General features: G+C 65.3%; 21 protein-coding genes. 8 read left to right on the plus strand and 13 right to left on the minus strand.

All coding sequences use genetic code 11. The annotated features are described in order from the left end of the window. Both siaC and siaD read left to right on the plus strand, forming a co-directional pair. Window positions 1–378, plus strand: coding sequence for a biofilm regulation phosphoprotein SiaC (gene siaC / locus G7020_RS00950; protein WP_181082181.1), 378 nt, complete (start codon window positions 1–3; stop codon window positions 376–378). An 11-nt stretch (window positions 379–389) separates the two neighbouring features. Next, entirely contained in the window at window positions 390–1,175 is a 786-nt protein-coding gene (siaD, locus tag G7020_RS00955; RefSeq protein WP_181082182.1) for a biofilm regulation diguanylate cyclase SiaD, read from the plus strand. Between the two features lie 68 nt (window positions 1,176–1,243). Here siaD and G7020_RS00960 read toward each other — a convergent pair whose 3' ends face one another. After that, on the minus strand, window positions 1,244–1,780 hold the full coding sequence (locus G7020_RS00960; RefSeq protein ID WP_181082183.1) for a gluconokinase: 537 nt from the start codon (window positions 1,778–1,780) through the stop codon (window positions 1,244–1,246). Between the two features lie 210 nt (window positions 1,781–1,990). Here G7020_RS00960 and gdhA point away from each other — a divergent pair, with 210 nt between their 5' ends. Beyond that, window positions 1,991–3,328, plus strand: coding sequence for an NADP-specific glutamate dehydrogenase (gene gdhA, locus G7020_RS00965; RefSeq protein ID WP_181082184.1), 1,338 nt, complete (start codon window positions 1,991–1,993; stop codon window positions 3,326–3,328). 199 nt (window positions 3,329–3,527) lie between these two features. Here gdhA and G7020_RS00970 read toward each other — a convergent pair whose 3' ends face one another. Beyond that, the gene (locus tag G7020_RS00970; protein ID WP_181082185.1) at window positions 3,528–4,304 is read right to left on the minus strand and encodes a ferredoxin--NADP reductase; all 777 of its coding nucleotides are present in this window, start codon (window positions 4,302–4,304) and stop codon (window positions 3,528–3,530) included. A 104-nt stretch (window positions 4,305–4,408) separates the two neighbouring features. On the opposite strand from G7020_RS00970, the gene G7020_RS00975 reads away from it, so the two are divergent. Further along, window positions 4,409–5,539 (plus strand): methyltransferase, encoded by a 1,131-nt coding sequence (locus G7020_RS00975; protein ID WP_181082186.1) that lies wholly within the window; start codon window positions 4,409–4,411, stop codon window positions 5,537–5,539. 96 nt (window positions 5,540–5,635) lie between these two features. Here the strand turns inward: G7020_RS00975 and G7020_RS00980 are convergent, their stop codons facing one another. Both G7020_RS00980 and G7020_RS00985 read right to left on the minus strand, forming a co-directional pair. After that, the gene (locus G7020_RS00980; protein WP_181082187.1) at window positions 5,636–6,697 is read right to left on the minus strand and encodes a serine hydrolase; all 1,062 of its coding nucleotides are present in this window, start codon (window positions 6,695–6,697) and stop codon (window positions 5,636–5,638) included. After that, entirely contained in the window at window positions 6,694–7,785 is a 1,092-nt protein-coding gene (locus tag G7020_RS00985) for a serine hydrolase (RefSeq protein WP_181082188.1), read from the minus strand. Before G7020_RS00985 ends, G7020_RS00980 begins: the two co-directional genes overlap by 4 nt. Before the next feature lie 155 nt (window positions 7,786–7,940). Between G7020_RS00985 and G7020_RS00990 the strand changes: the two genes are divergently transcribed. Continuing rightward, window positions 7,941–9,188, plus strand: a complete 1,248-nt coding sequence (locus G7020_RS00990; protein ID WP_181082189.1) for an acyltransferase family protein — start codon at window positions 7,941–7,943, stop codon at window positions 9,186–9,188. A 70-nt stretch (window positions 9,189–9,258) separates the two neighbouring features. Here G7020_RS00990 and G7020_RS00995 read toward each other — a convergent pair whose 3' ends face one another. Genes G7020_RS00995 through G7020_RS01005 form a run of 3 tightly spaced genes read right to left on the minus strand, consistent with a single transcriptional unit; the run spans window position 9,259 to window position 12,943 of the window. Further along, a complete protein-coding gene (locus tag G7020_RS00995; RefSeq protein ID WP_181082190.1) occupies window positions 9,259–11,463 on the minus strand; it encodes a xanthine dehydrogenase family protein molybdopterin-binding subunit in 2,205 nt (734 codons plus the stop codon). Next, complete coding sequence (locus G7020_RS01000; protein WP_181082191.1) at window positions 11,460–12,446, minus strand: FAD binding domain-containing protein; 987 nt, start codon at window positions 12,444–12,446, stop codon at window positions 11,460–11,462. Before G7020_RS01000 ends, G7020_RS00995 begins: the two co-directional genes overlap by 4 nt. Then, window positions 12,443–12,943 (minus strand): (2Fe-2S)-binding protein, encoded by a 501-nt coding sequence (locus G7020_RS01005; protein WP_181082192.1) that lies wholly within the window; start codon window positions 12,941–12,943, stop codon window positions 12,443–12,445. The genes G7020_RS01000 and G7020_RS01005 overlap by 4 nt, the downstream gene beginning before the upstream one ends. A gap of 498 nt (window positions 12,944–13,441) precedes the next feature. Here G7020_RS01005 and G7020_RS01010 point away from each other — a divergent pair, with 498 nt between their 5' ends. From G7020_RS01010 to G7020_RS01020, 3 genes are all read left to right on the plus strand, one after another. Further along, window positions 13,442–14,737: an NCS2 family permease gene (locus G7020_RS01010; protein WP_181082193.1), complete on the plus strand. Its 1,296-nt coding sequence runs from the start codon at window positions 13,442–13,444 to the stop codon at window positions 14,735–14,737. Window positions 14,738–14,836: 99 nt separating this feature from the next. Further along, complete coding sequence (gene trmA, locus G7020_RS01015) at window positions 14,837–15,925, plus strand: tRNA (uridine(54)-C5)-methyltransferase TrmA (protein WP_181082194.1); 1,089 nt, start codon at window positions 14,837–14,839, stop codon at window positions 15,923–15,925. 106 nt (window positions 15,926–16,031) lie between these two features. Continuing rightward, window positions 16,032–16,583 carry a cytochrome b gene (locus G7020_RS01020; protein ID WP_181082195.1) on the plus strand — a complete coding sequence of 184 codons (552 nt, stop codon included), beginning with the start codon at window positions 16,032–16,034 and terminating at the stop codon, window positions 16,581–16,583. A gap of 55 nt (window positions 16,584–16,638) precedes the next feature. On the opposite strand, the gene glp is transcribed toward G7020_RS01020, so the two are convergent. From glp to narJ, 6 genes are all read right to left on the minus strand, one after another. After that, a complete protein-coding gene (glp, locus tag G7020_RS01025) occupies window positions 16,639–17,871 on the minus strand; it encodes a gephyrin-like molybdotransferase Glp (protein WP_181082196.1) in 1,233 nt (410 codons plus the stop codon). After that, entirely contained in the window at window positions 17,868–18,425 is a 558-nt protein-coding gene (gene moaB, locus G7020_RS01030) for a molybdenum cofactor biosynthesis protein B (protein WP_181082197.1), read from the minus strand. Before moaB ends, glp begins: the two co-directional genes overlap by 4 nt. 248 nt (window positions 18,426–18,673) lie before the next feature. Continuing rightward, window positions 18,674–19,663 carry a GTP 3',8-cyclase MoaA gene (moaA, locus tag G7020_RS01035; protein ID WP_181082198.1) on the minus strand — a complete coding sequence of 330 codons (990 nt, stop codon included), beginning with the start codon at window positions 19,661–19,663 and terminating at the stop codon, window positions 18,674–18,676. A 93-nt stretch (window positions 19,664–19,756) separates the two neighbouring features. Continuing rightward, on the minus strand, window positions 19,757–20,695 hold the full coding sequence (locus G7020_RS01040; RefSeq protein WP_181082199.1) for a peptidylprolyl isomerase: 939 nt from the start codon (window positions 20,693–20,695) through the stop codon (window positions 19,757–19,759). 82 nt (window positions 20,696–20,777) lie between these two features. Continuing rightward, entirely contained in the window at window positions 20,778–21,575 is a 798-nt protein-coding gene (gene narI, locus G7020_RS01045) for a respiratory nitrate reductase subunit gamma (RefSeq protein WP_181082200.1), read from the minus strand. Beyond that, window positions 21,575–22,324 (minus strand): nitrate reductase molybdenum cofactor assembly chaperone, encoded by a 750-nt coding sequence (gene narJ, locus G7020_RS01050; RefSeq protein ID WP_181082201.1) that lies wholly within the window; start codon window positions 22,322–22,324, stop codon window positions 21,575–21,577. The genes narI and narJ overlap by 1 nt, the downstream gene beginning before the upstream one ends. Window position 22,325: the final 1 nt, after the last annotated feature.

Consider the following 22,325-nt stretch of genomic DNA (forward strand, 5'->3'; position numbering starts at 1 on the left):
ATGAACGATTTTTCACTTCCAGGCAGTCAATCCACTCCCGCCATCCAGTCCGACTGGGCCGCGGGCAGCGTCTCGATGCAGGGCGATTCCTACCCCGAAAACTCCTATGAACTCTTTCATCAGGTTTTCGAGTGGATCGAACGCTTCCTCGCCGAAGCAGAACGCCCGCTCAGTCTCGAATTACGCCTGCTGTATCTCAACACCAGCAGCATCAAGGCGATGATGGATATCTTCGATCTGCTTGAGGCCGCGCACCAGCAGGGCAAGGCCGTCGCCGTCAACTGGCACTACGACCAGCAGAACGAACGCGTGGTCGAGCTGGCTGAAGAATTCAAGGAAGACTGCACCTTTCCCTTTTCCATCCTCAGCCACAACTAGCGGAAGTCTATATGCGTGGGCCAACTCCGCTCGAACTACAGGTCAGCAAACTCCTCGCCGACGCGCAGCATGAAGGCCACCCGCTGAAAGAAGCACTGAGCCAGTTATGGAGCGTTCACCACGAGCTGATCGAGCGCCTCGAACGCATCGCGCGGGTTTCCGACGGCTATCAGAGTCTCGCCCGCGAACGCGAACTTTCGCTGTCCGCACGGTTCGAGAAGCAACTGCGCCAGGTAGAGAAAATTGCGCGCATCTCCGACCGCTATCAGCGCATGATGCAGGATCTGAATATCTCGTTGCGCGAGGCGTCCACCCATGACGCGCTGACCGGCATCGCCAATCGCCGGCTGCTGACCGAACGCCTGCGCGATGAGGTCGAGCGCGCCAGACGCTATGATCGTCCCCTGTCCATCGCCATGCTGGATATCGACCGTTTCAAGGTGATCAACGATGGCCATGGCCACGAAGTCGGCGACAGTGTGCTGGTGGAGGTGGTGCGCGTGATGGAGGCGGAAATCCGCGAGCAGGACCTGTGCGGTCGCTGGGGTGGCGAGGAGTTTCTCATCCTGATGCCGGAAAGCACCCTTGATACAGCTGAGCGGGTCATGCAGCGCCTGGGCGCCAGCATCGCCTCGCTGGTAGTGCGGGTGAACGACGATCAACTGAGCGTCACCGCGAGCATGGGCGTTGCACAGCTGCAAGGCGAAGAAACCTATTCCAGCACCATCAACCGAGCCGACGCAGCCCTGATGCGCGCCAAGCGGGCTGGCCGTGATCGTTGCGAGCGGGCCGAGTAACCCGGACGTCGTAGGGCCGAACCTGCTCGACCGTTGGGCAGGCGAGGCACTGACCGAATGAATTCGCCCTACGGATCATGTCGCTCCGTGCCGTCTTTACTGAGTACCGCCTTTCGCGCCGCCAGCGCCTGGACGATGCGCTCGACAATCTCATCCGGCGTCATGCGGATATCCACTGACAGTGCTTCGTCCGCCTCGGGTGGCTCAAGTACGGCCAACTGGTCGGTCAGCAGCGCGGGGTCGAAAAAATGCCCTCGGCGGCTACCGACCCGCTCAGCCAGGATTTCAGCCGGCCCGCGCAGGAATACCAGCATCACCTCTGCGACATTTCCGCGCAGCACGTCGCGATACCGACGCTTGAGAGCCGAGCAGGCAAATACGTGATCATTACCCTGGCGAGCCCGCTCGACGATGGCCGCGTGCATCGCCTGTAGCCAGGGCTCACGGTCTTCGTCGGTCAGTGCGATTCCCCTGGCCATTTTCGCCTTGTTGGCCGCCCCGTGATACTGGTCGGCGTCCGAGAAGCCGCATCCCAGGCGGGCTGCAAGCCGTTCGCCGATGGTGGTCTTGCCGCTTCCGGAAACACCCATGATGACAACAATCATTCGTACTGCTCCATGCCGCCAAAAGGCAGAAAACCGTTGACGCCTGCCCCTTTTCAGCGACGTCAAAACAACCTGTTTGCGCTCAGCGGGCAGTGGAAAGTGACACCTTCCGCTCAGCTCGCACTTTCGCCGAGCAAAACTTGTTTGCTAAAGTCGCCGGCCAAAAAAATTTAATGACTGCCTAATGGGCTGTATCCGAGGGCCTTTCAGATGATCGAAACAGTTGATGCCTTTCTCGCCCGGTTGAGGCAACGTGACCCCCATCAACCCGAGTTCCATCAGGCCGTGGAAGAAGTCGTTCGCAGCCTCTGGCCATTCCTCGAAGCCAACCCGCACTACATGCAGGCCGGCATCATCGAACGCATGGTCGAGCCGGAGCGGGCGATCATGTTCCGCGTGCCATGGGTCGACGACCAAGGTCGGGTCCAGGTCAATCGCGGCTTCCGCATCCAGATGAACAGCGCCATCGGCCCCTACAAGGGTGGCCTGCGCTTTCATCCTTCAGTCAATATCGGCGTGCTCAAGTTCCTAGCCTTCGAGCAGGTTTTCAAGAATTCCCTGACCTCGCTGCCCATGGGCGGCGGCAAGGGCGGTTCGGATTTCAACCCCAAGGGCAAGAGCGACAACGAAGTCATGCGCTTCTGCCAGTCGTTCATGACCGAACTGTACCGCCACATCGGTGCCGACCTCGACGTCCCGGCGGGCGACATCGGTGTTGGTGGCCGCGAGATCGGCTTCCTCTTCGGCCAGTACAAGCGCCTGTCCAACCAGTTCACCTCGGTACTCACCGGCAAGGGCCTGGCCTACGGGGGCAGCCTGATCCGCCCGGAAGCCACCGGCTACGGCTGCGTGTACTTCGCAGAGGAAATGCTCAAGAACACTCGCAACAGCTTCGAAGGCAAGCGCGTCTCCATCTCCGGCTCCGGCAACGTGGCGCAATATGCCGCGCAAAAGGTCATGGAACTGGGCGGCCGGGTCATTTCGCTGTCCGACTCGGGCGGCACCCTGCACTTCCCTGACGGCCTGAGTGAAGAGCAGTGGGAATACCTGATGGACCTGAAGAACGTCCGTCGCGGTCGCCTGGAGGAAATGGGCGCCCATTACGGCATCACCTACATGCCTGATCAGCGCCCCTGGAGCCTGCCCTGCGACATCGCCCTGCCCTGCGCCACCCAGAACGAACTGGACGGCGAGGATGCCCGCACCCTGCTCAGGAACGGCTGCACCTGTGTAGCCGAAGGCGCCAACATGCCATCGACGCTGGAAGCCGTGGACCTGTTCCTCGAAGCCGGCATCCTCTACGCACCGGGCAAGGCATCCAATGCCGGCGGCGTGGCCTGTAGCGGTCTGGAGATGAGCCAGAACGCCATGCGCCTGCACTGGACCGCTGGCGAGGTGGACACCAAGCTGCACAGCATCATGCAATCGATCCATCACGCCTGCGTCGCCTACGGCGAAGAAGACGGACGGATCAACTACGTGAAAGGCGCCAACATCGCCGGCTTCGTCAAGGTCGCTGACGCCATGCTGGCGCAGGGTGTGGTTTAAGGCAGCTGGAAGCCTGAAGCTGGAAGCAAAAAGCCCCTGCCGGATCGCCCGGTGGGGGCTTTTCGTTTCTGGAGGCTGGCCAGTGTATGCCAGACCTTACCTCCATCTGTCGGGCCGTTGAAGCGTGACCCGACCTACACGTAGCCTGGATTAGCCGAAGGCGTAATCCGGGTTTCCGAAGGCGTAATACAACGTCCCGCTACCAATAATTTTCCACCGCCACCTGTCCCGGCCTGCGGGTCAGTGCGAGGTTGAGATCGCGGCTCTTGAGCACCTGACGGGTGTCTTCGATCATCTGCGGGTTACCACAGAGCATGATGCGCGAATGTTCGGGCTCCAGCTTCAGATCGGCGGCGCGCTCCAGTTCGCCGGTTTCGATCAGCTTGGTGATGCGTCCATTCAGGGTGCCAGACACCTGCTCGCGGGTGACGACCGGCAGATAGGTCAGCTTGCTGCCCAGCCCTTCCAGGTATTCACGCTCCGGCAATTCGCGGATCAGCTGCTGATAGGCCAGCTCCGACTCCGTGCGCGCGCTGTAGACCAGCACGATGCGCTCGAAGCGCTGCCACACTTCGAAATCCTGCAGGATCGACAGGAACGGCGCCAGCCCCGTGCCGGTAGCCAGCAGCCAGAGATCGCGCCCGTCGGGAAAACGGTCGAGGGTCAGAAAACCGAACGCCTGCTTGTCGATCAACAGCTCGCCGCCGGGTTCGAGACGACTCAGCTCGCTGGTAAACTCGCCATCAGGCACCACGATGGAGAAGAAATCGAGAAACTCATCGTGCGGTGCCGAGACCATCGAGTAGGCGCGCCAGACGATGGAGCCACTGGGCTTGCGCACCCCCAGCCGCGCGAACTGCCCGGCAGTGAAGCGAAAGCCCGGGTCGCGCATGGTACGCAAGGTGAACAGGCTGGGCGTCAGCGTCTGCACCTCGAGCAGACGCTGACGGGTGAACTTCTCTTCGCTGACGGTCATACTTCACTCCCTCTGCAAACACAGCCGGGCCGGCCAATCGCAACCTCCCGACGTCTGTACCCATTGATACTCCAATCCGCCACCGACAAACACCGCCAGTTCCTATGCCTATTCTTGAAACGCCCTTCGCCTGTCTCGACCTGATCCGTCAGCCGGAGCAGGTCAGCGAGCCGCTGCAGGCCTTCGATGCCGCCGACGAATACCTGCTCGCGCACCTGCACCAGCAGCGCCTGGCATCGGACGCGCGGATGCTGGTGCTCAATGACGGCTTCGGCGCGCTGGCCGCCTCGCTGGCGCCCCATGTGCGGGTGACCAGCAGCGGCGACTCCCACCTGGCATACCTGGCCTTGCAGAAGAACCTGGCGCGCAACGGCCTGCCGGACGACAGCGTCGCCTTCGTGCCCGCCAGCCAGGTCGCCAGCGGCCCGTTCGATTTCGTCCTGATCCGCGTGCCCAAGACCCTGGCCCTGCTGGAGGAGCAGCTGATTCACCTGCGGGGCCAGCTGGCGCCTGGCACCCAGGTCGTTGCCGCGGCGATGATCAAGCACCTGCCGCGTGCCGCCGGCGATCTGCTGGAGAAGTACATCGGCCCGGTGCAGGCCTCCCTGGCGATGAAGAAGGCGCGCCTGCTGTTCGCCACGCCCGTGGACAAGCCCGCACCGGTTTCGCCCTACCCGACGCGCTACCACCTGGACGAGCCGCATCTGGAGCTTCTCAACCACGCCAACCTGTTCTGCCGCGAGGGCCTGGACATCGGCACCCGCGCCTTCCTGCCGCACCTGCCCCAGGCGCTGGGCGATCTGCGCGCCGCGGATCTGGGCTGCGGCAACGGCGTGCTGGGCATCGTTTACGCCCTGCACAACCCACAGGCGCAGCTGACACTGGTGGACGAAAGCTACATGGCGGTGCAGTCGGCACGGGAAAACTGGCAGATGATCCATGGCGATCGCCCAGCCGATATCCGCGCCGGCGATGGCCTGGCCGAACAGCCGCCGGCCTCGCTGGATCTGGTGCTGTGCAACCCGCCCTTCCACCAGCAGCAGGTGATCGGCGATTTCCTCGCCTGGCGCATGTTCACCCAGGCCAAAGCGGCCTTGGCCAAGGGCGGCGAGCTATGGATCGTCGGCAACCGCCACCTGGGCTACCACCTCAAGCTCAAGCGGCTGTTCGGCAATGCCGAGCAGGTCGGCGCCACGCCGAAGTTCGTGATCCTCAAGGCCACCCGGACATCCTGAAGATATTGGCGCTTGCTTATGCAGGAGCGGGCCATGCCCGCGAGGCTCTTGCGTTGGCCGGGTTCGCTAGCATGGCTCGCTCTACAGTGGAGCCCCTCAATTACCCTCCGAGTCGGTGCGCAGCAACGCCTGGGTGATGGCCTGCCCGACCTGCTCGAACAGGCGCCCGGCCTCCTTGCTCTCATCGAGCCCTTCGGCGCAGGCCACCACGACGATCGCGCGCGTCTCGTCCCGCGGCTCGATGACGCCGGCATGGCAGGCGCGCTCCAGCTGGGTCCCGGTCTTGTGAATGAAGGGCACGTCTTCGGGCAGTCCGGCTTCGAGGCGGTAGTTGTCGTAGGTATCGATCTTCATGTCGGCATAGAGCACCTCGCGGCTGGCCTCCGAGAGCAGCTCGCCGCGCACGAGTTTCTCCAGCAGCGCGCCATAGGCCACCAGGGTGCTGGAATTCAGCTTGCGCGCGTAGTAGCGCGCATAGGCCTCCTCCATGCTGGCCGCCTTCAGTTCGCTGCGCTCCAGCTGCAGCACCTTGACCAGCGCTTCGTAGCGCGGCTCGCTGAAGCGCGCGCCAGCGAGTTCCACCAACTGGATGTTCTCCAGTTCGCTGGCATCCGGATGCACTTCTCCATAAACGTCGCGGCGTACCTGGGTGAAGGTGGTGATGCGTTCGAAGCCGTCGCCCCCCATGTTCCTGCGCGTACGCTGGTTGAGCTCGTCCTCGCCGAGCAGGCGGATCAGCATGTTGGCCGCCGTGTTGTCGCTTTCGATCAGCATTTCCGTGAGCAGGTCACTCAGCGAATAATCGACGCCATCGTCCTGCCACACCAGGTCGCCGGAGCCGTCCACCTTGTCTCCAGCCTGCAGCGACAGTCGCTCGTCCAGGCTGTGCTCGCCGTCGTCGATGCTCTGCAGCAGCGCGACCGCGATAGGCACCTTTACCGCTGAGCTGAGGTACCAGAAGCGCTCGGCGTTGTAGAGCAGCCGAGCGTCGTCGCCCAGGTGCTTGATATACACGCCGAGATCGCCAGGCGCCTCGTCGTCGATACGCCGCAGTTCCTCCTCGAGGCCGCTCTTCCAGGTCGCCGAAGCCTCGTCGGTGCAGGCCGACAGGCCGCAGCTCAGGACCAGCAGCACCGGCAGCGCGATCAGCCTGTTCATCGGCGTATCAACCCGGTCGCTACCACAGCCTCGCCGGTCCCGCGCAGAGCCCGCTCCGCCTTGGGGGTGGAGGCGACTTCCCGGACGCAGGCGATGACCACCAGGCGTGTAGAGGTATCGGCGGGATCTGTCGAGGGCTGGTCGATCAATCCGGCGTCGCAGATGCGTGCCCGCTGGGTGCCGGTCTTGTGCGCAAAACCGACCTTCGGCGGCAATCCCGCCTTGATTCGCAGGGCGCCGGTCTGTGCACGGCGCATGACGCCCAGCAGGTACTGGGTACTCACCGGATTCAGTGCCGTTCCCGCATCCAGGGCTGACAACAGGTCGCCATAGGCTTTCAGGGTGGCCGAGTTGTACGGCGTCGCGTAGTAGCGCTCGTAGGCTTCGCCCAGGCTGATGGGAACCAGCGCACGCCGCTCCACGCCGAGCAGCCGAGCCAGCAGCGTCAGCCGTCCCGCCTCGCTCGGCTGCCGCTTGAGGGCCAGGAAATCGTTCCCGGACAACCCCTGGGCAGCCGGGTGCAGTTCGCTGTAGACCCGCCGACGGACGTCGGCCAGGCTGGTGATCGGGCCGAACCCCTCGGGCACCAGCTCGCGGGTGACCGCATTGACCCGTTCCAGACCGACCAGGCGAATCAGCATGTCGCTGGCGGTGTTGTCGCTGTGGATCAGCATCTGCTCCATCAGGAAGTGGACGCTGAGCGCCGTGCCCGCTGCGAAGCCGTTGGTCGCGCCGGCGCCGTCGACATAATCGGTTACCAGCAGCGGCACCGTCGTTTCCAGGCTCAGTGCGCCTTCTTCGATCTGCCGCATCACGGTAATGGCGACCGGCACCTTGACGGTGGACGCCAGATACCAGGGTTCCTCGCCATGATAGGAGATGGAGATGCCCGTCTCCATGTCCTTGACGTAGACCCCGAGCCGACCGGGCGTCTGCTCGTCCACCTGGGCGATGCGCGCGAGAAAGGGTTCGCTCCATTCGAAACCTTCCTGCGCAACCGCGCTGGAGGAAACCGTGCCGAACAGCAGCGCCGCCAGGACAGTCCTGGCAGGGATCGCCGGTAAACGAAGCGGACGTCGAAAAAACATGGGATTCCGGGCTCATCTGTTGTCGAACACTCGACATCGGACCATCGACACGGGCAACGGTGCGGAAGAACCGACCGACCGGCACACGCACAACGCTGGCCGCCGGTGCGAGTCGTATGCAGCAATGCCGCACCGACCGACGAGGGAGAGCAGTAGTGCCAAGCAAGGAACATTTCATCGGGCTGGAGTGGCTGCGCTTTCTGCTCGCCATCTATGTGGTGCTGTTCCACACCGCGCACGCCTACGTGGATGACGAACCCTCCTGGCTGGCGGACCTGACCGGTGTGGGCTTCTTCGCCACCAGCAGCTTCTTCGTGCTCTCCGGCTTCCTGCTGGCACATGTCTATTGCCGCCAGGGCGAGATGCGCGAACCGGCCCGCAGCTTCCTCGGCAAGCGCCTGGCCAATCTCTACCCGCTGCACCTTTTCTCATTGCTGTTGACTGCCCTCGTGCTGGCCATCATCGCCAATCTCGGTATCCCGCCGGACGATGCCAAGGCCAGCCTGCGCTTCGTGGTGTACGACACCAACGAGGACCTCGCCGGCGCGTCGCGGGACGCCCTCGAACACTTCATGAACGACCGCGAGCTGGCGTTCAACTTCGTCCTGCAGCTGTTCATGCTGCAGGCCTGGAATCCGCTCTATCTGACCTTCAACCCGCCGCTGTGGTCCATTTCCACCCTGTTCTTCTTCTATCTGACCTTTCCTCTGCTGGCGCCACGCCTGATGCGGCTGCGGCACAAGGGCTGGTGGCTGGTGGCGACCGGATTGCTCTATCTGGTCCCGCCACTCTGGGTCATCCACCAGCAGGCCTACGGCATCCCCCATACCGGCCTGCTGCACCGCATGCCGTTGCTGCGGCTGCCGGAATTCCTCGCCGGTATTCTGCTCTACGGGCTGTTCCGCGAATGGCGCGCGGCTGGAGGACAGCTCGGCGTCACCACCCGCCTGGCGCTGGGGGCATTCGTGCTGGCCTGCTTTCTGGCAACGGTCTGGCTGCTGAAGGGCGAACGCTTCTGGTATTTCCTGCTGCACAACGGTCTGCTGCTGCCTGCGCAGCTCGCCCTGATCTGGCTCTGCGCCCTGATCGCCACGCCGTACGACCGCGTACTCGTGCGCTGGTCGCAACGGCTGGGCGCGGCGGCACTGCCGCTGTTCGTGCTGCACGTGCCGATCTTCATTCTGTTCTCGCGTTCGGAAAAGCTTCTGGGAGTACTCTCCGCAAGCTGCCTGGAAGACTGGACGCAGTGCGCGCAGCAAGCGGGCGAGCAGTCGCTGGCGCTGGGGTTCTATCCGTTGTATCTGGGGCTGACCATCGTACTGTGCGTGGTGGCGCAGGAGCGGGCGATAGTGCCGGTGCGGAAGCTTCTGCTCAGACGGCTGGTTTTACGGGGCGGGGCTTGAAGGGCAAACACCCGCGCCCTCTATTTGCAGAACCGGCACCAATCTGATCAATACGCCCTACCGACCGCCCTCACAACAGTTTGTCCAGCGTGATCGGCAAATCCCTCACCCGCCTGCCGGTCGCATGATAAATAGCATTGGCCACCGCCGCGGCGACGCCGATGATGCCGATTTCGCCCACGCCCTTGGACCCGAGGCCGTTGACCACGCTGTCCTCTTCCTCGACGAAGATCACCTCGATATCGGGAATATCGGTCTGCACCGGAACGTGATACTCAGCGAGGTTGTGGTTCATGTAGCGCCCCAGCCGATGGTCGATCAGCGTCTCCTCCTGCAGCGCCATGCCGATCCCCCAGACCACGCCGCCGACGATCTGGTTGCCGGCGGTCTTGGGATTGACGACGCGCCCCGCCGCGATGGCGCTGACCACCCGCGCGACCCTGATCGTGCCCAGCGCCTCGTCGACGCGCACTTCGACGAACACCGCCGAATGCGTGGCCGTGGCCCATGCCTTGCGCTTCTCGCCGGGCTCGACCCGCGCTTCGGCTTCGAGGGTGCCGTTGCTGCGCACCACCTCGCCGAGGTCGACGTGAACGCTCGGATCGCGCTTGAGCAGCAGCCGGCCCTCGGCGAAGGTCACGTCGTCCAGGCCCCCACCGGCGAAGGGCGAACCGGGGAACTGCTGCACTGCATCCAACACTTTCGCCTGTAGCAGCGCGCAGGCCTGCTGCACGGCGCTGCCCACCGAGGACACCGTGGCCGAACCGCCTTCCAGCGGGGCCTGGGGCAGGCTCGAATCGCCGAGACGGAACTCCACCTTGTCCAGCGGCACGCCCATGGCAGCCGCCGCGATCTGGGTCATCACCGTGTAGGTGCCGGTGCCGATGTCCGCGGTAGCGCTGCTGACCACCAGCCGGCCGTCCGGTTCGAGGCAGGCCTTGGCGCTGGCCGGCATCTGCATGGCTTCCCAGACGCCGGTGGCCATGCCCCAGCCGATCAGCTCATGGCCCTCGCGCATGCTGCGCGGTTCCATCGAGCGGCGCGCCCAGCCGAAGCGTTCGGCGCCCTGCGCGTAGCAGGCGCGCAACTCCTTGCTGGAATAGGGCTTGTCCTGGTTGCCGTTGCGCTCGGCGAAGTTGACCAGGCGCAGCTGCAGCGGATCGATGCCGCTCGCATGGGCCAGCTCGTCCATCGCACATTCCAGCGCGTAGACGCCAAGGGTCGCACCGGGCGCGCGCATGTCGATCGGGGTGAACACGTCGAGCGGCGCGAGGCGGTAGTCCAGCGAGACGTTGTCGCAGCGGTAGAGCATTCCCGACCACTCCACTTCGTGCTCGGTGAAGTCCTCGAAGCGCGAGGTCTGACCGATGGCGCGGTGCCCCACCGCCTGCAATTGCCCGGTCTCGTTGGCCGCCAGAGACAAATGCTGAATGCTGCGCGGGCGGTAGCCGAAGGTGAACATCTGCTGGCGGGTCAGCACCACGCGCACCGAGCGCTTGAGTTTGAGTGCGGCCATCACCGCCAGCGGCAGCTGGTACTGCGGCCGCAGGCCGGAGCCGAAGGCGCCGCCGACGAAAGGCGACAGCACGCGGATCCGCCCCTTGAGGCCGAACACGTCCTCGACATAACGCTGGCAGTTCTGCACACCCTGGGTCTTCTCGTGAATCAGCAGGTCGCCGCCCGGCTGGTAGTGCACCGTGCTGGCGTGCATCTCCATGGGGTTGTGGTGCTCCACCGGGGTGACGTATTCCTGCTCGATCTTGTGCGGCGCAGCGGCGAAGGCACCGGCGAAATCGCCGCGCGGCTCCGGGGTTTCAGCGGGCGCTTCATGGGCCTGGTCGCGCGCGACAAGCAGGTCGGTCTGGTGCGGCTCGCTGTCGTACGCGATGCGCACCAGCGAACCGGCGTGGCGCGCCAGCTCCAGGCTTTCGGCCACCACCAGCGCCAGCGGCTGGCCGCTGTAGAGCACGCGGTCGTTGTACAGCGGGCGGAACGGCGAGCCTTCGGCGGCATCGTCGTCTTCGTAGGGCTCGTCGTAACTGGCGATGGGCGGGCGGTTCTCGTGAGTCAGCACCAGCACCACACCGGGCAGCGCCTCGGCTTCACGGCTATCGATGCTGCGCACACGACCGCGGGCGAGGGTGCTCGACACCACGCTGCCATGCAGCAGGTGCGGCGTGCCGAATTCGGCAGCATAACGGGCCTGGCCGGTGACCTTGAGCGGGCCATCGACGCGATCCAGCGGCTGGCCGACCGGCGAGCTGAAGGTATTCATCGGACGGTTCCTCGGGCGGCCTCGCCAAGCGCACGAATGATGGCGCGGCGAGCGAGTTCGGGCTTGAAGGCGTTGTGTTCGAGCGGCTGAGCGCCGTCCAGCAGCAGGTCGGCGGCGACGGCGAAGCTGGAGTCGTCAGCCGGCTTGCCGCACAGCACCTGTTCGGCGGCCTCGACGCGCCAGGGCTTGTGGGCGACGCCACCGAGCGCCAGCCGCGCAGCCTTGATGGTGGTGCCATCCAGTTCCAGCGCGGCGGCCACCGAGACCAGAGCGAAGGCATAGGAGGCACGGTCACGCAGCTTGAGATAGGCGCAATGCGGCGCGAAGCCCGTCGGCGGCAGCTCCACAGCGGTAATCAATTCGCCTTCGCCCAGGTTGTTGTCGACTTCGGGCCGCTCACCCGGCAGCCGGTGGAAGTCGGCCATGGCGATGCGCCGTTTGCCGTGCGGCCCCTGCACGTGCACCTGCGCCTCCAGGGCGGCCAGCGCCACGCACATATCCGACGGGTGCACCGCGACGCAGGCCTCGCTGGCGCCGAGAATCGCGTGGATGCGGTTGAGCCCGTCCCGCGCCGGGCAACCGGAGCCCGGCTCGCGTTTGTTGCACGGCGTGCCGGTGTCGTAGAAGTAGTAGCAGCGCGTGCGCTGCAGCAGGTTGCCGCCGGTGCTGGCCATATTGCGCAGCTGCGGCGAGGCGCCGGCCAGAATCGCCTTGGCCAGCAAGGGATAGCGCTGCTCGATCTGCCGGTTCCAGGCCAGATCGGCATTGCTCACCAGCGCACCGATCATCAGCCCGCCTTCCGCCGTTTCCTCGATCGCACGCAGCGGCAGGCGGTTGATGTCGATCAGCTGGCGCGGCTGCAGGACGTTTTCCTTCATCAGGTCGAGCAGGTTGGTGCCACCGGCGATGTAGCGGCTGCCTGGCCCGGCCAGCGCCAGCGCCTCCTCGACCCGCTCCGGTCGGGCATAGCTGAAGGGCGTCATGGCGCTTTCTCCTGCAACTGCTGGCGGCTGGCCGGCAGGGCTTCTTCCACCGCCGCTAGGATGTTCGGGTAGGCGCCGCAGCGGCAGAGGTTGCCGCTCATCAGCTCGCGAATCTCGTCCCGATCATGGGCGCGGTTCTCGCCGGCCAGGCCCACCGCCGAACAGATCTGCCCCGGCGTGCAATAGCCGCACTGGAAGGCATCGTGGCGAACGAAGGCGGCCTGCATCGGGTGCAGCTCGTCGCCGTCTGCCAGGCCTTCGATGGTGGTCAGCCGCGCGCCGTCGTGCATCACCGCCAGGGTCAGGCAGCTGTTGATGCGCTTGCCATCGAGCAGCACCGTGCAGGCGCCGCACTGGCCGTGATCGCAGCCCTTCTTGGTGCCGGTCAGGTCGAGCCGTTCGCGCAGCAGGTCTAGCAGAGTCGTCCAGGGATGGACCTCCAACTGATGCTGCTGGCCGTTCAAATGGAGGGAAAGGGTGCAGGTCGCTTCGCTCATGGCAGCCTCACGGTTTAGGCGTATGGATCTAGGGTCTGTTGCCGTTTCAGCGCGTCCGCGCCGGTGCCTGTTTTTGCGCGAGGCAAGGCACGAGGAGCGCAGTTTGGTTGTTCCAAATAAGCGACGAGAAACGCCGCATCGCGCAAAAATAGGCCCGGCCCTTCGGGTTGCGCGGCAAATATCACCATGCGGCGTTGCGGAACTTGGCAAGGGAACCACCATTACCTACGTCCCGCGCCTTGCCTGGTGATATTTGGCGCAGCAACGCGGATTGCGCTGAAACGGCAACAGACCCTAATTACGACTGAAGCGCGGGCGAAAACGTTCAGCGGCCTGCGGTGATCCGGAAATTCAACCGAACGTGCCGCCGGTGTAAGATGCGGGGCTTTTTTGCCACCGGCCCGGCGATGGGCTTTGCTGTGTAGCAGGCAACCACGTTACGCCAATTGCCGAAGCGCACCAGACGCCAGGCCACGACCGGCACACAAGGGGATTCACATGCTGGAAAAGCTGTTCCAACTCAAGGCGCACAACACCAACGTGCGCACCGAGATCCTGGCCGGTATCACGACCTTCCTGACGATGGCCTACATCCTCTTCGTCAATCCGAGCATCCTCGCCGAAACCGGCATGGATCACGGCGCGGTATTCGTCGCCACCTGCCTGGCCGGCGCCATCGGCTCGGTGATCATGGGGCTGGTCGCCAATTACCCCATCGCACTCGCACCAGGCATGGGTCTGAACGCTTTCTTCACCTACACCGTGGTGCTGACCATGGGCTACACCTGGCAGACCGCGCTGGGTGCGGTGTTCCTTTCGGGTGCGATCTTCTTCCTGCTGTCGATCTTCAAGATCCGCGAGTGGATCATCAACAGCATTCCCCTGGCCCTGCGTGCCGGCATCGCCGCGGGAATCGGCCTGTTCCTGGCGATCATCGCGCTGAAGAATGCCGGCATCGTCGTCGACAACCCCGCCACCCTGGTGGGCCTGGGCGACCTCAGCGCCGGCGGCCCGCTGCTGGCCTGCCTGGGCTTCTTCGTCATCGCCGCGCTGGCCTATCGCCGCGTCACCGGCGCGGTGATGATCGGCATATTGCTGGTCACCGGGCTGTCGATCCTGTTCGGGCTGTCGAAGCTGGATGCCGTGGTCTCGATGCCGCCGTCCCTGGCACCGACCTTCATGCAGCTGGATATCGCCGGCGCGCTGGATATCGGCCTGATCAGCGTGATCTTCGCCTTTCTCTTCGTCGATCTGTTCGACACCTCCGGCACCCTGATCGGCGTCGCACAGAAGGCCAACCTGCTGGACAAGGACGGCAGAATGCCGCGCCTGGGTCGCGCCCTGCTGGCCGACAGCACCGCCACCATGGCCGGTGCCGCGCTGGGCACCTCGACCACCACCAGCTACATCGAATCCGCCGCGGGCATCAGTACCGGCGGGCGCACCGGCCTGACCGCCTGCGTGGTCGCCGCGCTGTTCCTGCTCAGCCTGTTCTTCGCACCGCTGGCCGGCGCCGTGCCGGCCTATGCCACCGCACCGGCGCTGCTGTTCGTCGCCGTGCTGATGATGAGCAGCCTGGCCGGCATCGACTGGGACGACATGACCGTCGCCGCGCCGGTGGTGGTCGCCGCGCTGGCCATGCCGCTGACCTTCTCCATCGCCAACGGTATCGCCTTCGGCTTCATCGCCTGGACAGCGGTCAAGCTGCTGGCCGGTCGCTGGCGCGAACTGAGCCCGGCCATGTGGATTCTGTCGATCCTGTTCGTGATCAAGCTGGGCTGGTTCGCTGGCTGACGTTGCCTGCAGATGCCCCTTCATCCATCTGGTCCTGCAGAAGGTGGATGGGAAAGATCATCCACCCTACGAATATTTTTGCCACCTCGAAGAGTTTTCATGAGCCGTCCGCCATTCGACCCCGCCATCTACGACACTCAACTCACCGCCAAGGCCGAGCGGCTGCGCGAGCTGCTGGCGCCCTTCGACGCACCGGCGCCGGAGGTCTTCGATTCGCCGCGCGAGCACTACCGCCTGCGTACCGAGTTTCGCCTGTGGCGCGAGGACGGCCAGCGCCACTACGCGATGTTCGAGCCGGGCGACAATCGCACGCCGATCCTGATCGACGACTTCCCCATCGCCAGCCGTCGCATCAACGAACTGATGCCGCAGCTCAAGGCCGCCTGGCAGGCCAGCGAAACGCTTTCCTTCAAGCTGTTCCAGGTGGAATTCCTCACCACCCTGGCCGGCGATGCCTTGATTACCCTCGCCTATCACCGCCCGCTGGACGATGCCTGGCAGGCCGAGGCCGAGCGGTTGGCGGCGAACCTGGGCGTCAGCCTCGTCGGGCGCTCGCGTGGCAAGCGCATCGTCATCGGTCGCGACTACGTCGAAGAGGAACTGCGGGTGGCCGGTCGCACCTTCCGCTATCGCCAGCCGGAAGGCGCCTTCACCCAGCCCAACGGCGAGGTCTGCCAGAAGATGCTCGACTGGGCTTTCGCGGCGCTGGGCGAGCGTGACGATGATCTGCTGGAACTGTATTGCGGCAACGGTAATTTCACCCTGCCGCTGGCCACCCGCGTGCGCAAGGTGCTGGCCACCGAGATCAGCAAGTCCTCGGTGAATGCCGCCCTGCACAACCTGGCCGACAACGGTATCGACAACGTCAGTCTGGTGCGCCTCTCCGCCGAAGAGCTGACCCAGGCACTGAACGAGGTGCGCCCGTTCCGCCGCCTGGCCGGCATCGACCTGAAAAGCTACGCCTTCGGCAGTGTCTTCGTCGACCCGCCCCGCGCCGGCATGGACCCGGACACCTGCGAGCTGACCCGTCGCTTCGAGCGCATCCTCTACATCTCCTGCAACCCCGAGACGCTGGCGCAGAACATCGCTCAGTTGCACGACACCCACCGCATCGAGCGCTGCGCGCTGTTCGACCAGTTCCCCTGGACCCACCACATGGAGGCCGGGGTGCTGCTCGCCAGGCGCTAGCAGCGCTCACCGCGACAGCTCGCCACGGGTACGCCGGCACGGGATTAAGTTTCGCGTAATCGAAGCGGTCGACAATACGCGCATTTCCTCAACCGGAGTGTGTGAAATGACCGCATCGACCCCAACGGCGCACTATGGTCGCCTGAATATCGCCCTGCACTGGCTGATGGTACTGCTGATCGCCGGCGTCTACGCCACCATCGAGCTCAAGGGCAACTTCCCCAAGGGCAGCGAGCCCCGTGAGCTGCTCAAGCACTGGCACTTCATGCTCGGGCTGACGGTGTTCGCGCTGGTCTGGCTGCGCCTGATTGCGCGCTGGATACATCCGGCGCCGAAGGCGGTCGCCGGGGCCGGTTGGGAACGCGCGCTGGCCAAGCTGATGCAGCTGGCGCTGTACGGTCTGATGATCGGCCTGCCGCTGCTCGGTTGGCTGACGCTGAGCGCGGCGGAGAAGCCGATCCCCTTCTTCGGCCTCCAGCTGCCGGCGCTGATCGGTGCCAACAAGGACCTGGCCGGCCAGTTCAAGGAACTGCACGAAACGCTGGCGTTAGCCGGTTACTGGCTGATCGGCCTGCACGCCGCAGCGGCGCTGTTCCACCATTACGTGCGCCGTGACGGCACCCTGTTGCGCATGCTGCCGCAGCGCCACCAGGCCTGACGCGCAGACACGAAAACGCCCGGTCGACCCGTCATCGACCGGGCGTTTTCATGTATCAGCCGAGCAGTTCGCTGAACGGCAGATACTCCACCGTCTCACCCTCTTCCAGCGTACGGTTGCATTCGACGATGGCCAGCCCTTCGGCCCAGCTGGCCGAGGTGAGCATCGCCGAACCCTGACGCTCATGCAGGCAGACGCGCGTCTGGCCATCGACATTCTCCAGCCGCGCACGCAGATACTGCCGACGACCGTTGGCCTTGCTCCAGTCGAACCCGGCCACCAGCTGCAATGGCTTGGGCAGGACCTCGCGCAGTCCCTGGGCGCGCAGCAGAAAGGGCCGCGCCACCACCAGCGAGGTGATCAACGCCGCCGCCGGATTGCCCGGCAGGCCGATCCAGGGTTTGCCCGCCACCTCGCCGAAGGCCAGCGGCTTGCCCGGCTGGATCGCCAGACGCCACAGATGCAGTTCGCCCAGTTCGCGAATGGCCTGCTTGAGGTGGTCCTCCTCGCCCACCGAGACGCCGCCGGAGGTGATGAGGATGTCCCACTCCGAGGCGGCCAGCGCCAGCGCGTCGCGGCTGGCCGCCAGCTCGTCGACGAGGATCGGATAGTCGTGTACTTCCAGCCCGAGGCTGCGCAACACGCCGAGCAGGCAATAGCGGTTGGAATTGTAGATCTGCCCGGCGCCCAGCGGCTCTCCGGGCTCGCGCAGCTCGTTGCCGCTGGACAGCAGGCCGATGCGCAGACGCCGGTAGACCGCGACGCGGGCGACGCCGCAGCTCGCCAGCAGGCCAAGTTCCTGCGGGCGCAGGCGCTGCCCCGCGTCCAGCACCCGCGTGCCCGCCTGCCGCTCTTCGCCCTTGCGCCGCACATGCTCACCCAGCCTGACCGCCGGCAGCCATACGCCCTCGCCATCGACCCGGCACAGCTCCTGCGGCACGACCGTATCGGCACCGGGCGGCAGCGGCGCGCCGGTGAAGATGCGCACGGCATGACCGCTCGGCAGGCGCTCATCGGCCAGGTCACCGGCGGCGATACGACCAGCCAGCGGCAAACACCCACCCGCTGTCGGCAGGTCGGCGGCACGCAACGCATAGCCATCCATGGCGCTGTTGTCCCAGGCCGGCACGGCAAAGGGCGCCACCAGCGGCTCGGCCAGCACCCGACCTAGGGCATCCGGGAGGGCGACGTGTTCGACCGGCGGCAACGCCGGCGCCCGCTTCAATAATTCGTCGATGGCTTCATCCACCGGGCGCAGATTGTCGCCGTCGCAGCCACAGGGGTTCATGAGCGTGGCCCACAGCAGCGGTCGGGCTGGCCAGCGACCGCTGCCTGCAGGTGCGTGACGAAGTTGCACGGCCCGGTACGGCTGTCGAGCTGTTCGCCGAGAATCCTTTCCCAGGCCGTGCGGCAGGCATTCGGCGAGCCCGGCAGGCAGCACACCAGAGTGCCGTTGCTGATCCCGGCCAAGGCACGCGACTGCAGCGCCGAGGTGCCGATCTCGGCCACTGAAACCTGGCGGAACAGCTCGCCGAAACCATCGACCTGCCTGTCCAGCAGCGGCGCCACCGCCTGCGGCGTGTTGTCCCGCGCGGTAAAGCCGGTACCACCGCTGATCAGCACCACCTGCACCTGTGGATCGGCGATCCAGACAGCGAGCCTGGCGCGAATCTGCCAGATGTCGTCGGTCACCAGCCCCCGCTCGACGAGATGGTGCCCGGCGCCTCGCAGCGCATCGACCAGGGTATTGCCCGAGGTGTCGGTGTCGGACGTGCGGGTATCGCTGACGGTCAGAACGGCAATGCCCAGTGGTTGGAATTGGTCGGTATTGAGGTGTGCCATAAAAGCTCTCCGGGAAGAATCATCGGCCTACAGACTGCACCCGGCGACAGCCAACGCCCACCCCCTTTCGAGGTAACTGCGGCACCAGGCCGCAGCCACGCATCCGGATTACGCCTGCGGCTGATCCAGGCTACACACTGCACGTCTTGTAGGAACGAGCCATGCTCGCGAAAGGCAGCCGCGCCGCTGCCCGAACCGGGCTTCGCGGGCATGGCCCGCTCCCATGAAAGTCGCTGGCATTTTCCCTTTCAACCCCCGCTGGCATTCATGAAGCGCAGCACCTGAACCTCGCCACTGCTGGAGAAGTCATGGCGCAGCGGCTTGCGCTGCAGCGCGGCGTGGATGGCGTCGATCAGCGGCTGGTCGCGGGTCGGGTGACGACGCAGCAGCGCGCGCAGGTCGATGGAATGCTCATGGCCCAGGCACAGCAGCAGACGGCCTTCGACGGTCAGCCGCACGCGGTTGCAGGTGGCGCAGAAGTTGTGCGAATGCGGCGAGATAAAGCCGATGCGCGTCTGCGGATGCTCCGGCAGGCGCACGTAGCGCGCCGGTCCGCCGCTGTGTTCGGCTGAATCGATCAGTGCGTGGCGCGCGGCGATCAGCGCGCGCACCTCGTCGCTGGAGCAGAAGCCCTCGCCACGCGAACGGCCGACCTCACCCAGCGGCATTTCCTCGATAAAACTGATATCCAGTCCGCCGGCGATGGCGAAATCCACCAAGTCGGCGACTTCCCCGGCGTTGCGCCCTTTCATCACCACCGCGTTGAGCTTGATCCGCTCGAAGCCGGCGGCGCGCGCGGCAGCGATGCCGTCGAGCACCTGACGCAGTTCGCCGGTGCGGGTGATGGCGTGGAATCTCGCCGCATCCAGGCTATCCAGGCTGATATTCAGGCGCTTCACGCCCGCCCGCGCCAGGGGGGCGGCGAGCTTCACCAGTTGCGAGCCGTTGGTGGTCATCACCAGTTCGCGCAGCCCCGGCAGCGCGGCGATGCGCTCGCACAGGCCGACGATGCCCTGACGCACCAGCGGCTCGCCGCCGGTGAGACGGATCTTCTTCACCCCCAGACCGACGAAGATCCGCGCGACGCGCTCCAGCTCCTCCAGCCCGAGCACCTGCTGGCGCGGCAGAAAGGCCATGTCCTCGGCCATGCAGTAGACGCAGCGGAAATCACAGCGGTCGGTCACCGACAGGCGCAGGTAGTCGATGGGGCGGTCATGGGCGTCGCGTAGTTGAGTCATCGCAAGAATCCCGGATTGAGCGCTCTTAGGGCTGAAGGCTGAAGGCTGGACGAAAAAGCGGCATCCTCGTCCAGCCTCCAGCCTTCAGCGGCTTCACTGCATCAACGGCGTTTCCGCCCCCTGCATATGGATGCCCTCGATGCTCGCCACACCCACCAGATTCTGCAGGTACTGGGCGACGCCGATCTGCCAGACGCGCTGGTTGAGTTCGGCGCGGATCGAGCCGGCCACCGCCTCGTAGGGCAGTTGCTCGCCGTCGAGGCGCTGGTCGACGAACACCAGATGGTAGCCGTAGCGGCTCTCCAGCGGCTGCTGGCAAAGCCCGAGCGGCAGACGGAACAGCTGGCGTTCGAATTCCGGCACGGTCTGGCCTTTGCTGATCTGGCCCAGTGCGCCGCCCTGCGCCTTCGACGGGCAGGCGGAATGCTGCAACGCCAGCTCGGCGAAGCGCTGCGGCGCCTGCCCCAGTTGCCCGAGCAGCTCCAGCGCCTGCTCGCGAGCCAGGCTGCGCGCCTCGGCATCATCCGCCGGGCAGGCCAGCAGAATGTGCCGCACGGCGAGCAAGGGCGCACTGAAAAAGCGCTGCGCATTGCCCGCGTAATACGTGCGGCACGCCTCTTCTCCGGCCAGCGGCAGCGGTACTTCCCGCTCGATCAGCACACGGATGGCGGCTTCTTCTTCGCTCTCGCCGGTTTCAGTCCTTGCCACCAGGCCCAGCTCGGCGATGCGCTGCTGCAACAGCTCGCGCAGCACCAGTGCCTGGACCGCCAGATAGACGGCCTCGTCGCGGCTTTGCGCCGGGTGATACTGCAACTCCTGGGCGATGGCCTGTGTCGCGATCTCCACGCCATTGACCCGTACCCGTGGCCATTCCTGCTCGCTGCTTGCGATCAGCAACGCCTCATCGGTCTCCGCGTCCCCTGCAGGCAGCAGTTCCTCGAACAGCGCGGCGTCATCCGGCACCTCGACTTCCGGGCGTGCGCCACCACCGCAGCCGCCTCCTCCCGCGCTTCCACCACATCCACAAGCCATGACGATTACCTCACTGAAGTTTTTGCACGTTGGCGCGGATCAGCCATGACGGCGGGCGCACCAGGCGCCAGCCGCCCAAAGCTCATACCGGGCTCTTGCTGTCTGTCGCGGCGTAGCCGGGCACTGCGCTCGGCGTGGTGTTTTCGCGCGCAGGTGCTTCGTAGGTACGCGGACGCTGCGGGCGCGGCGTGGCCGGCTTGACACCCTTCTGGCGGACGATCTGGTAGCGCCGCCCCAGGTACCACACCGGCGCGCTGACGATATGCACTAGGCGGGTGAAGGGAAACAGCACGAACAGGGTGACGCCGAGGAATACGTGCAGCTTGTAGATCAGCGACACCGAGGCGATGGCTTCGGCGGCTGCCACCGGCTGCAGGGTAACGACGCCCTGCGCCCAGTTGCCCAGCAGCACCATCACTGCACCATCCATGTGGCCGGTGGAGGCGACGATGGTCAGCAGCCCCAGCACCAGTTGCGCCAGCAGCACCAGCAGGATCATCACGTCGCTGCGGCTGGAGCTGGCGCGCACGCGCGCATCGGTCAGCCGCCGCTGGAGCAGCATCACCAGGCCGATCAGGCAGAGGATGCCGAAGAAGCCGCCCGAGACCATCGCCAGCAACTGCTTGTCGGCGCTGCTGATGAAGTGGTGATAAAGGGCTTCGGGCATCAGCAGACCGACGAAGTGGCCACACAGGACGAAGATGATCCCGATGTGGAACAGGTTGCTCGCCAGGCGCATGCCCTTGGGTTGCAGCATCTGGCTGGAACCGGCCTTCCAGCTGTACTGCGACAGGTCGAAGCGCGCCCAGCTGCCGATCAGGCAGATGGCCAGGGCGATGTAGGGATAGACCCCGAACAGCAGAAAATTGAAGTTGGACATCAGCGCACCTCCTGGGCCAGCGCGGCGGCCTGCCCGTCATGCTTGAAATCGGTCCAGTGCAGCGGCACCGGGCTTTCCTCGCGGGCCTTGCCCGGCCCGCTCGGCATCGATGGGCAGCGATCCTGCTGTTCGGCCTGGAGGAAGTTCACCTGCTCTTCCTCCCAGACCCGGTCCAGCGCCTCCAGCGAGTCGTCGCGCTCCTCTGCGGCAACCTGCTCGCGCAGACCGGCCAGCGTCTCCTGCAGCGGCTCGCCGGCAATCTGCAGCAACGCGTGGAAACAGGCCGCATGCGGGCTTTCGCGCTCCTCCAGGCGCGCCGCCAGCAACGCCAGCAGATGCGCGACGTCGGCCAGCCCCTCGCGCGCCTCCAGCGCCTCGCGGGTGGCGAGGTATTCGAGGTAGAGCGGGATGTAATCGGGCAGCTCGCGCACGCCGATGGCGAAGCCGGCGGCCTGGTACTGGGCCATCAGGTCGACCATCGCCTGGCCGCGGTCGCGCGACTCGCCGTGCACGTGCTCGAACAGCAGCAGCGACAGCGCGCGGCCCTTGTCGAACAGGTCGGTGTAGCGCTCCTGCGCGTCCATCAGCTCGCCTTCGCTCAGCTCGTCGAGCAGCACCCGCAGCGCGGTACGCAGCTGCGGGCTGATCTCGCGAGCCGCATCGATGGCCTCGGCCAGTTCGGCGCGTGCCTCGCGCAGACATTCATCGGGATAGTCGAGCAACAGGGAAATCACTTTCAGGATCTGCATG

The sequence above is a fragment of the Stutzerimonas stutzeri genome (assembly GCF_013522825.1).
GTDB lineage: Bacteria > Pseudomonadota > Gammaproteobacteria > Pseudomonadales > Pseudomonadaceae > Stutzerimonas > Stutzerimonas stutzeri_AK.

Excerpts from the sequence above, each read along its gene's own strand:
- moaA (WP_181082198.1), bottom strand. The coding sequence starts at position 19,663 with ATGACTCAACTACGCGACGCCCATGACCGCCCCATCGACTACCTGCGC.
- G7020_RS00975 (WP_181082186.1), top strand. The coding sequence starts at position 4,409 with ATGCCTATTCTTGAAACGCCCTTCGCCTGTCTCGACCTGATCCGTCAG.
- gdhA (WP_181082184.1), top strand. The coding sequence starts at position 1,991 with ATGATCGAAACAGTTGATGCCTTTCTCGCCCGGTTGAGGCAACGTGAC.
- G7020_RS01000 (WP_181082191.1), bottom strand. The coding sequence starts at position 12,446 with ATGACGCCCTTCAGCTATGCCCGACCGGAGCGGGTCGAGGAGGCGCTG.
- siaC (WP_181082181.1), top strand. The coding sequence starts at position 1 with ATGAACGATTTTTCACTTCCAGGCAGTCAATCCACTCCCGCCATCCAG.
- G7020_RS00960 (WP_181082183.1), bottom strand. The coding sequence starts at position 1,780 with ATGATTGTTGTCATCATGGGTGTTTCCGGAAGCGGCAAGACCACCATC.
- G7020_RS01005 (WP_181082192.1), bottom strand. The coding sequence starts at position 12,943 with ATGAGCGAAGCGACCTGCACCCTTTCCCTCCATTTGAACGGCCAGCAG.
- narJ (WP_181082201.1), bottom strand. The coding sequence starts at position 22,324 with ATGCAGATCCTGAAAGTGATTTCCCTGTTGCTCGACTATCCCGATGAA.
- G7020_RS00995 (WP_181082190.1), bottom strand. The coding sequence starts at position 11,463 with ATGAATACCTTCAGCTCGCCGGTCGGCCAGCCGCTGGATCGCGTCGAT.
- moaB (WP_181082197.1), bottom strand. The coding sequence starts at position 18,425 with ATGGCACACCTCAATACCGACCAATTCCAACCACTGGGCATTGCCGTT.
- G7020_RS00980 (WP_181082187.1), bottom strand. The coding sequence starts at position 6,697 with ATGAACAGGCTGATCGCGCTGCCGGTGCTGCTGGTCCTGAGCTGCGGC.
- G7020_RS01010 (WP_181082193.1), top strand. The coding sequence starts at position 13,442 with ATGCTGGAAAAGCTGTTCCAACTCAAGGCGCACAACACCAACGTGCGC.
- siaD (WP_181082182.1), top strand. The coding sequence starts at position 390 with ATGCGTGGGCCAACTCCGCTCGAACTACAGGTCAGCAAACTCCTCGCC.
- G7020_RS01020 (WP_181082195.1), top strand. The coding sequence starts at position 16,032 with ATGACCGCATCGACCCCAACGGCGCACTATGGTCGCCTGAATATCGCC.
- G7020_RS00970 (WP_181082185.1), bottom strand. The coding sequence starts at position 4,304 with ATGACCGTCAGCGAAGAGAAGTTCACCCGTCAGCGTCTGCTCGAGGTG.
- G7020_RS01040 (WP_181082199.1), bottom strand. The coding sequence starts at position 20,695 with ATGGCTTGTGGATGTGGTGGAAGCGCGGGAGGAGGCGGCTGCGGTGGT.
- narI (WP_181082200.1), bottom strand. The coding sequence starts at position 21,575 with ATGTCCAACTTCAATTTTCTGCTGTTCGGGGTCTATCCCTACATCGCC.
- trmA (WP_181082194.1), top strand. The coding sequence starts at position 14,837 with ATGAGCCGTCCGCCATTCGACCCCGCCATCTACGACACTCAACTCACC.
- glp (WP_181082196.1), bottom strand. The coding sequence starts at position 17,871 with ATGAACCCCTGTGGCTGCGACGGCGACAATCTGCGCCCGGTGGATGAA.
- G7020_RS00985 (WP_181082188.1), bottom strand. The coding sequence starts at position 7,785 with ATGTTTTTTCGACGTCCGCTTCGTTTACCGGCGATCCCTGCCAGGACT.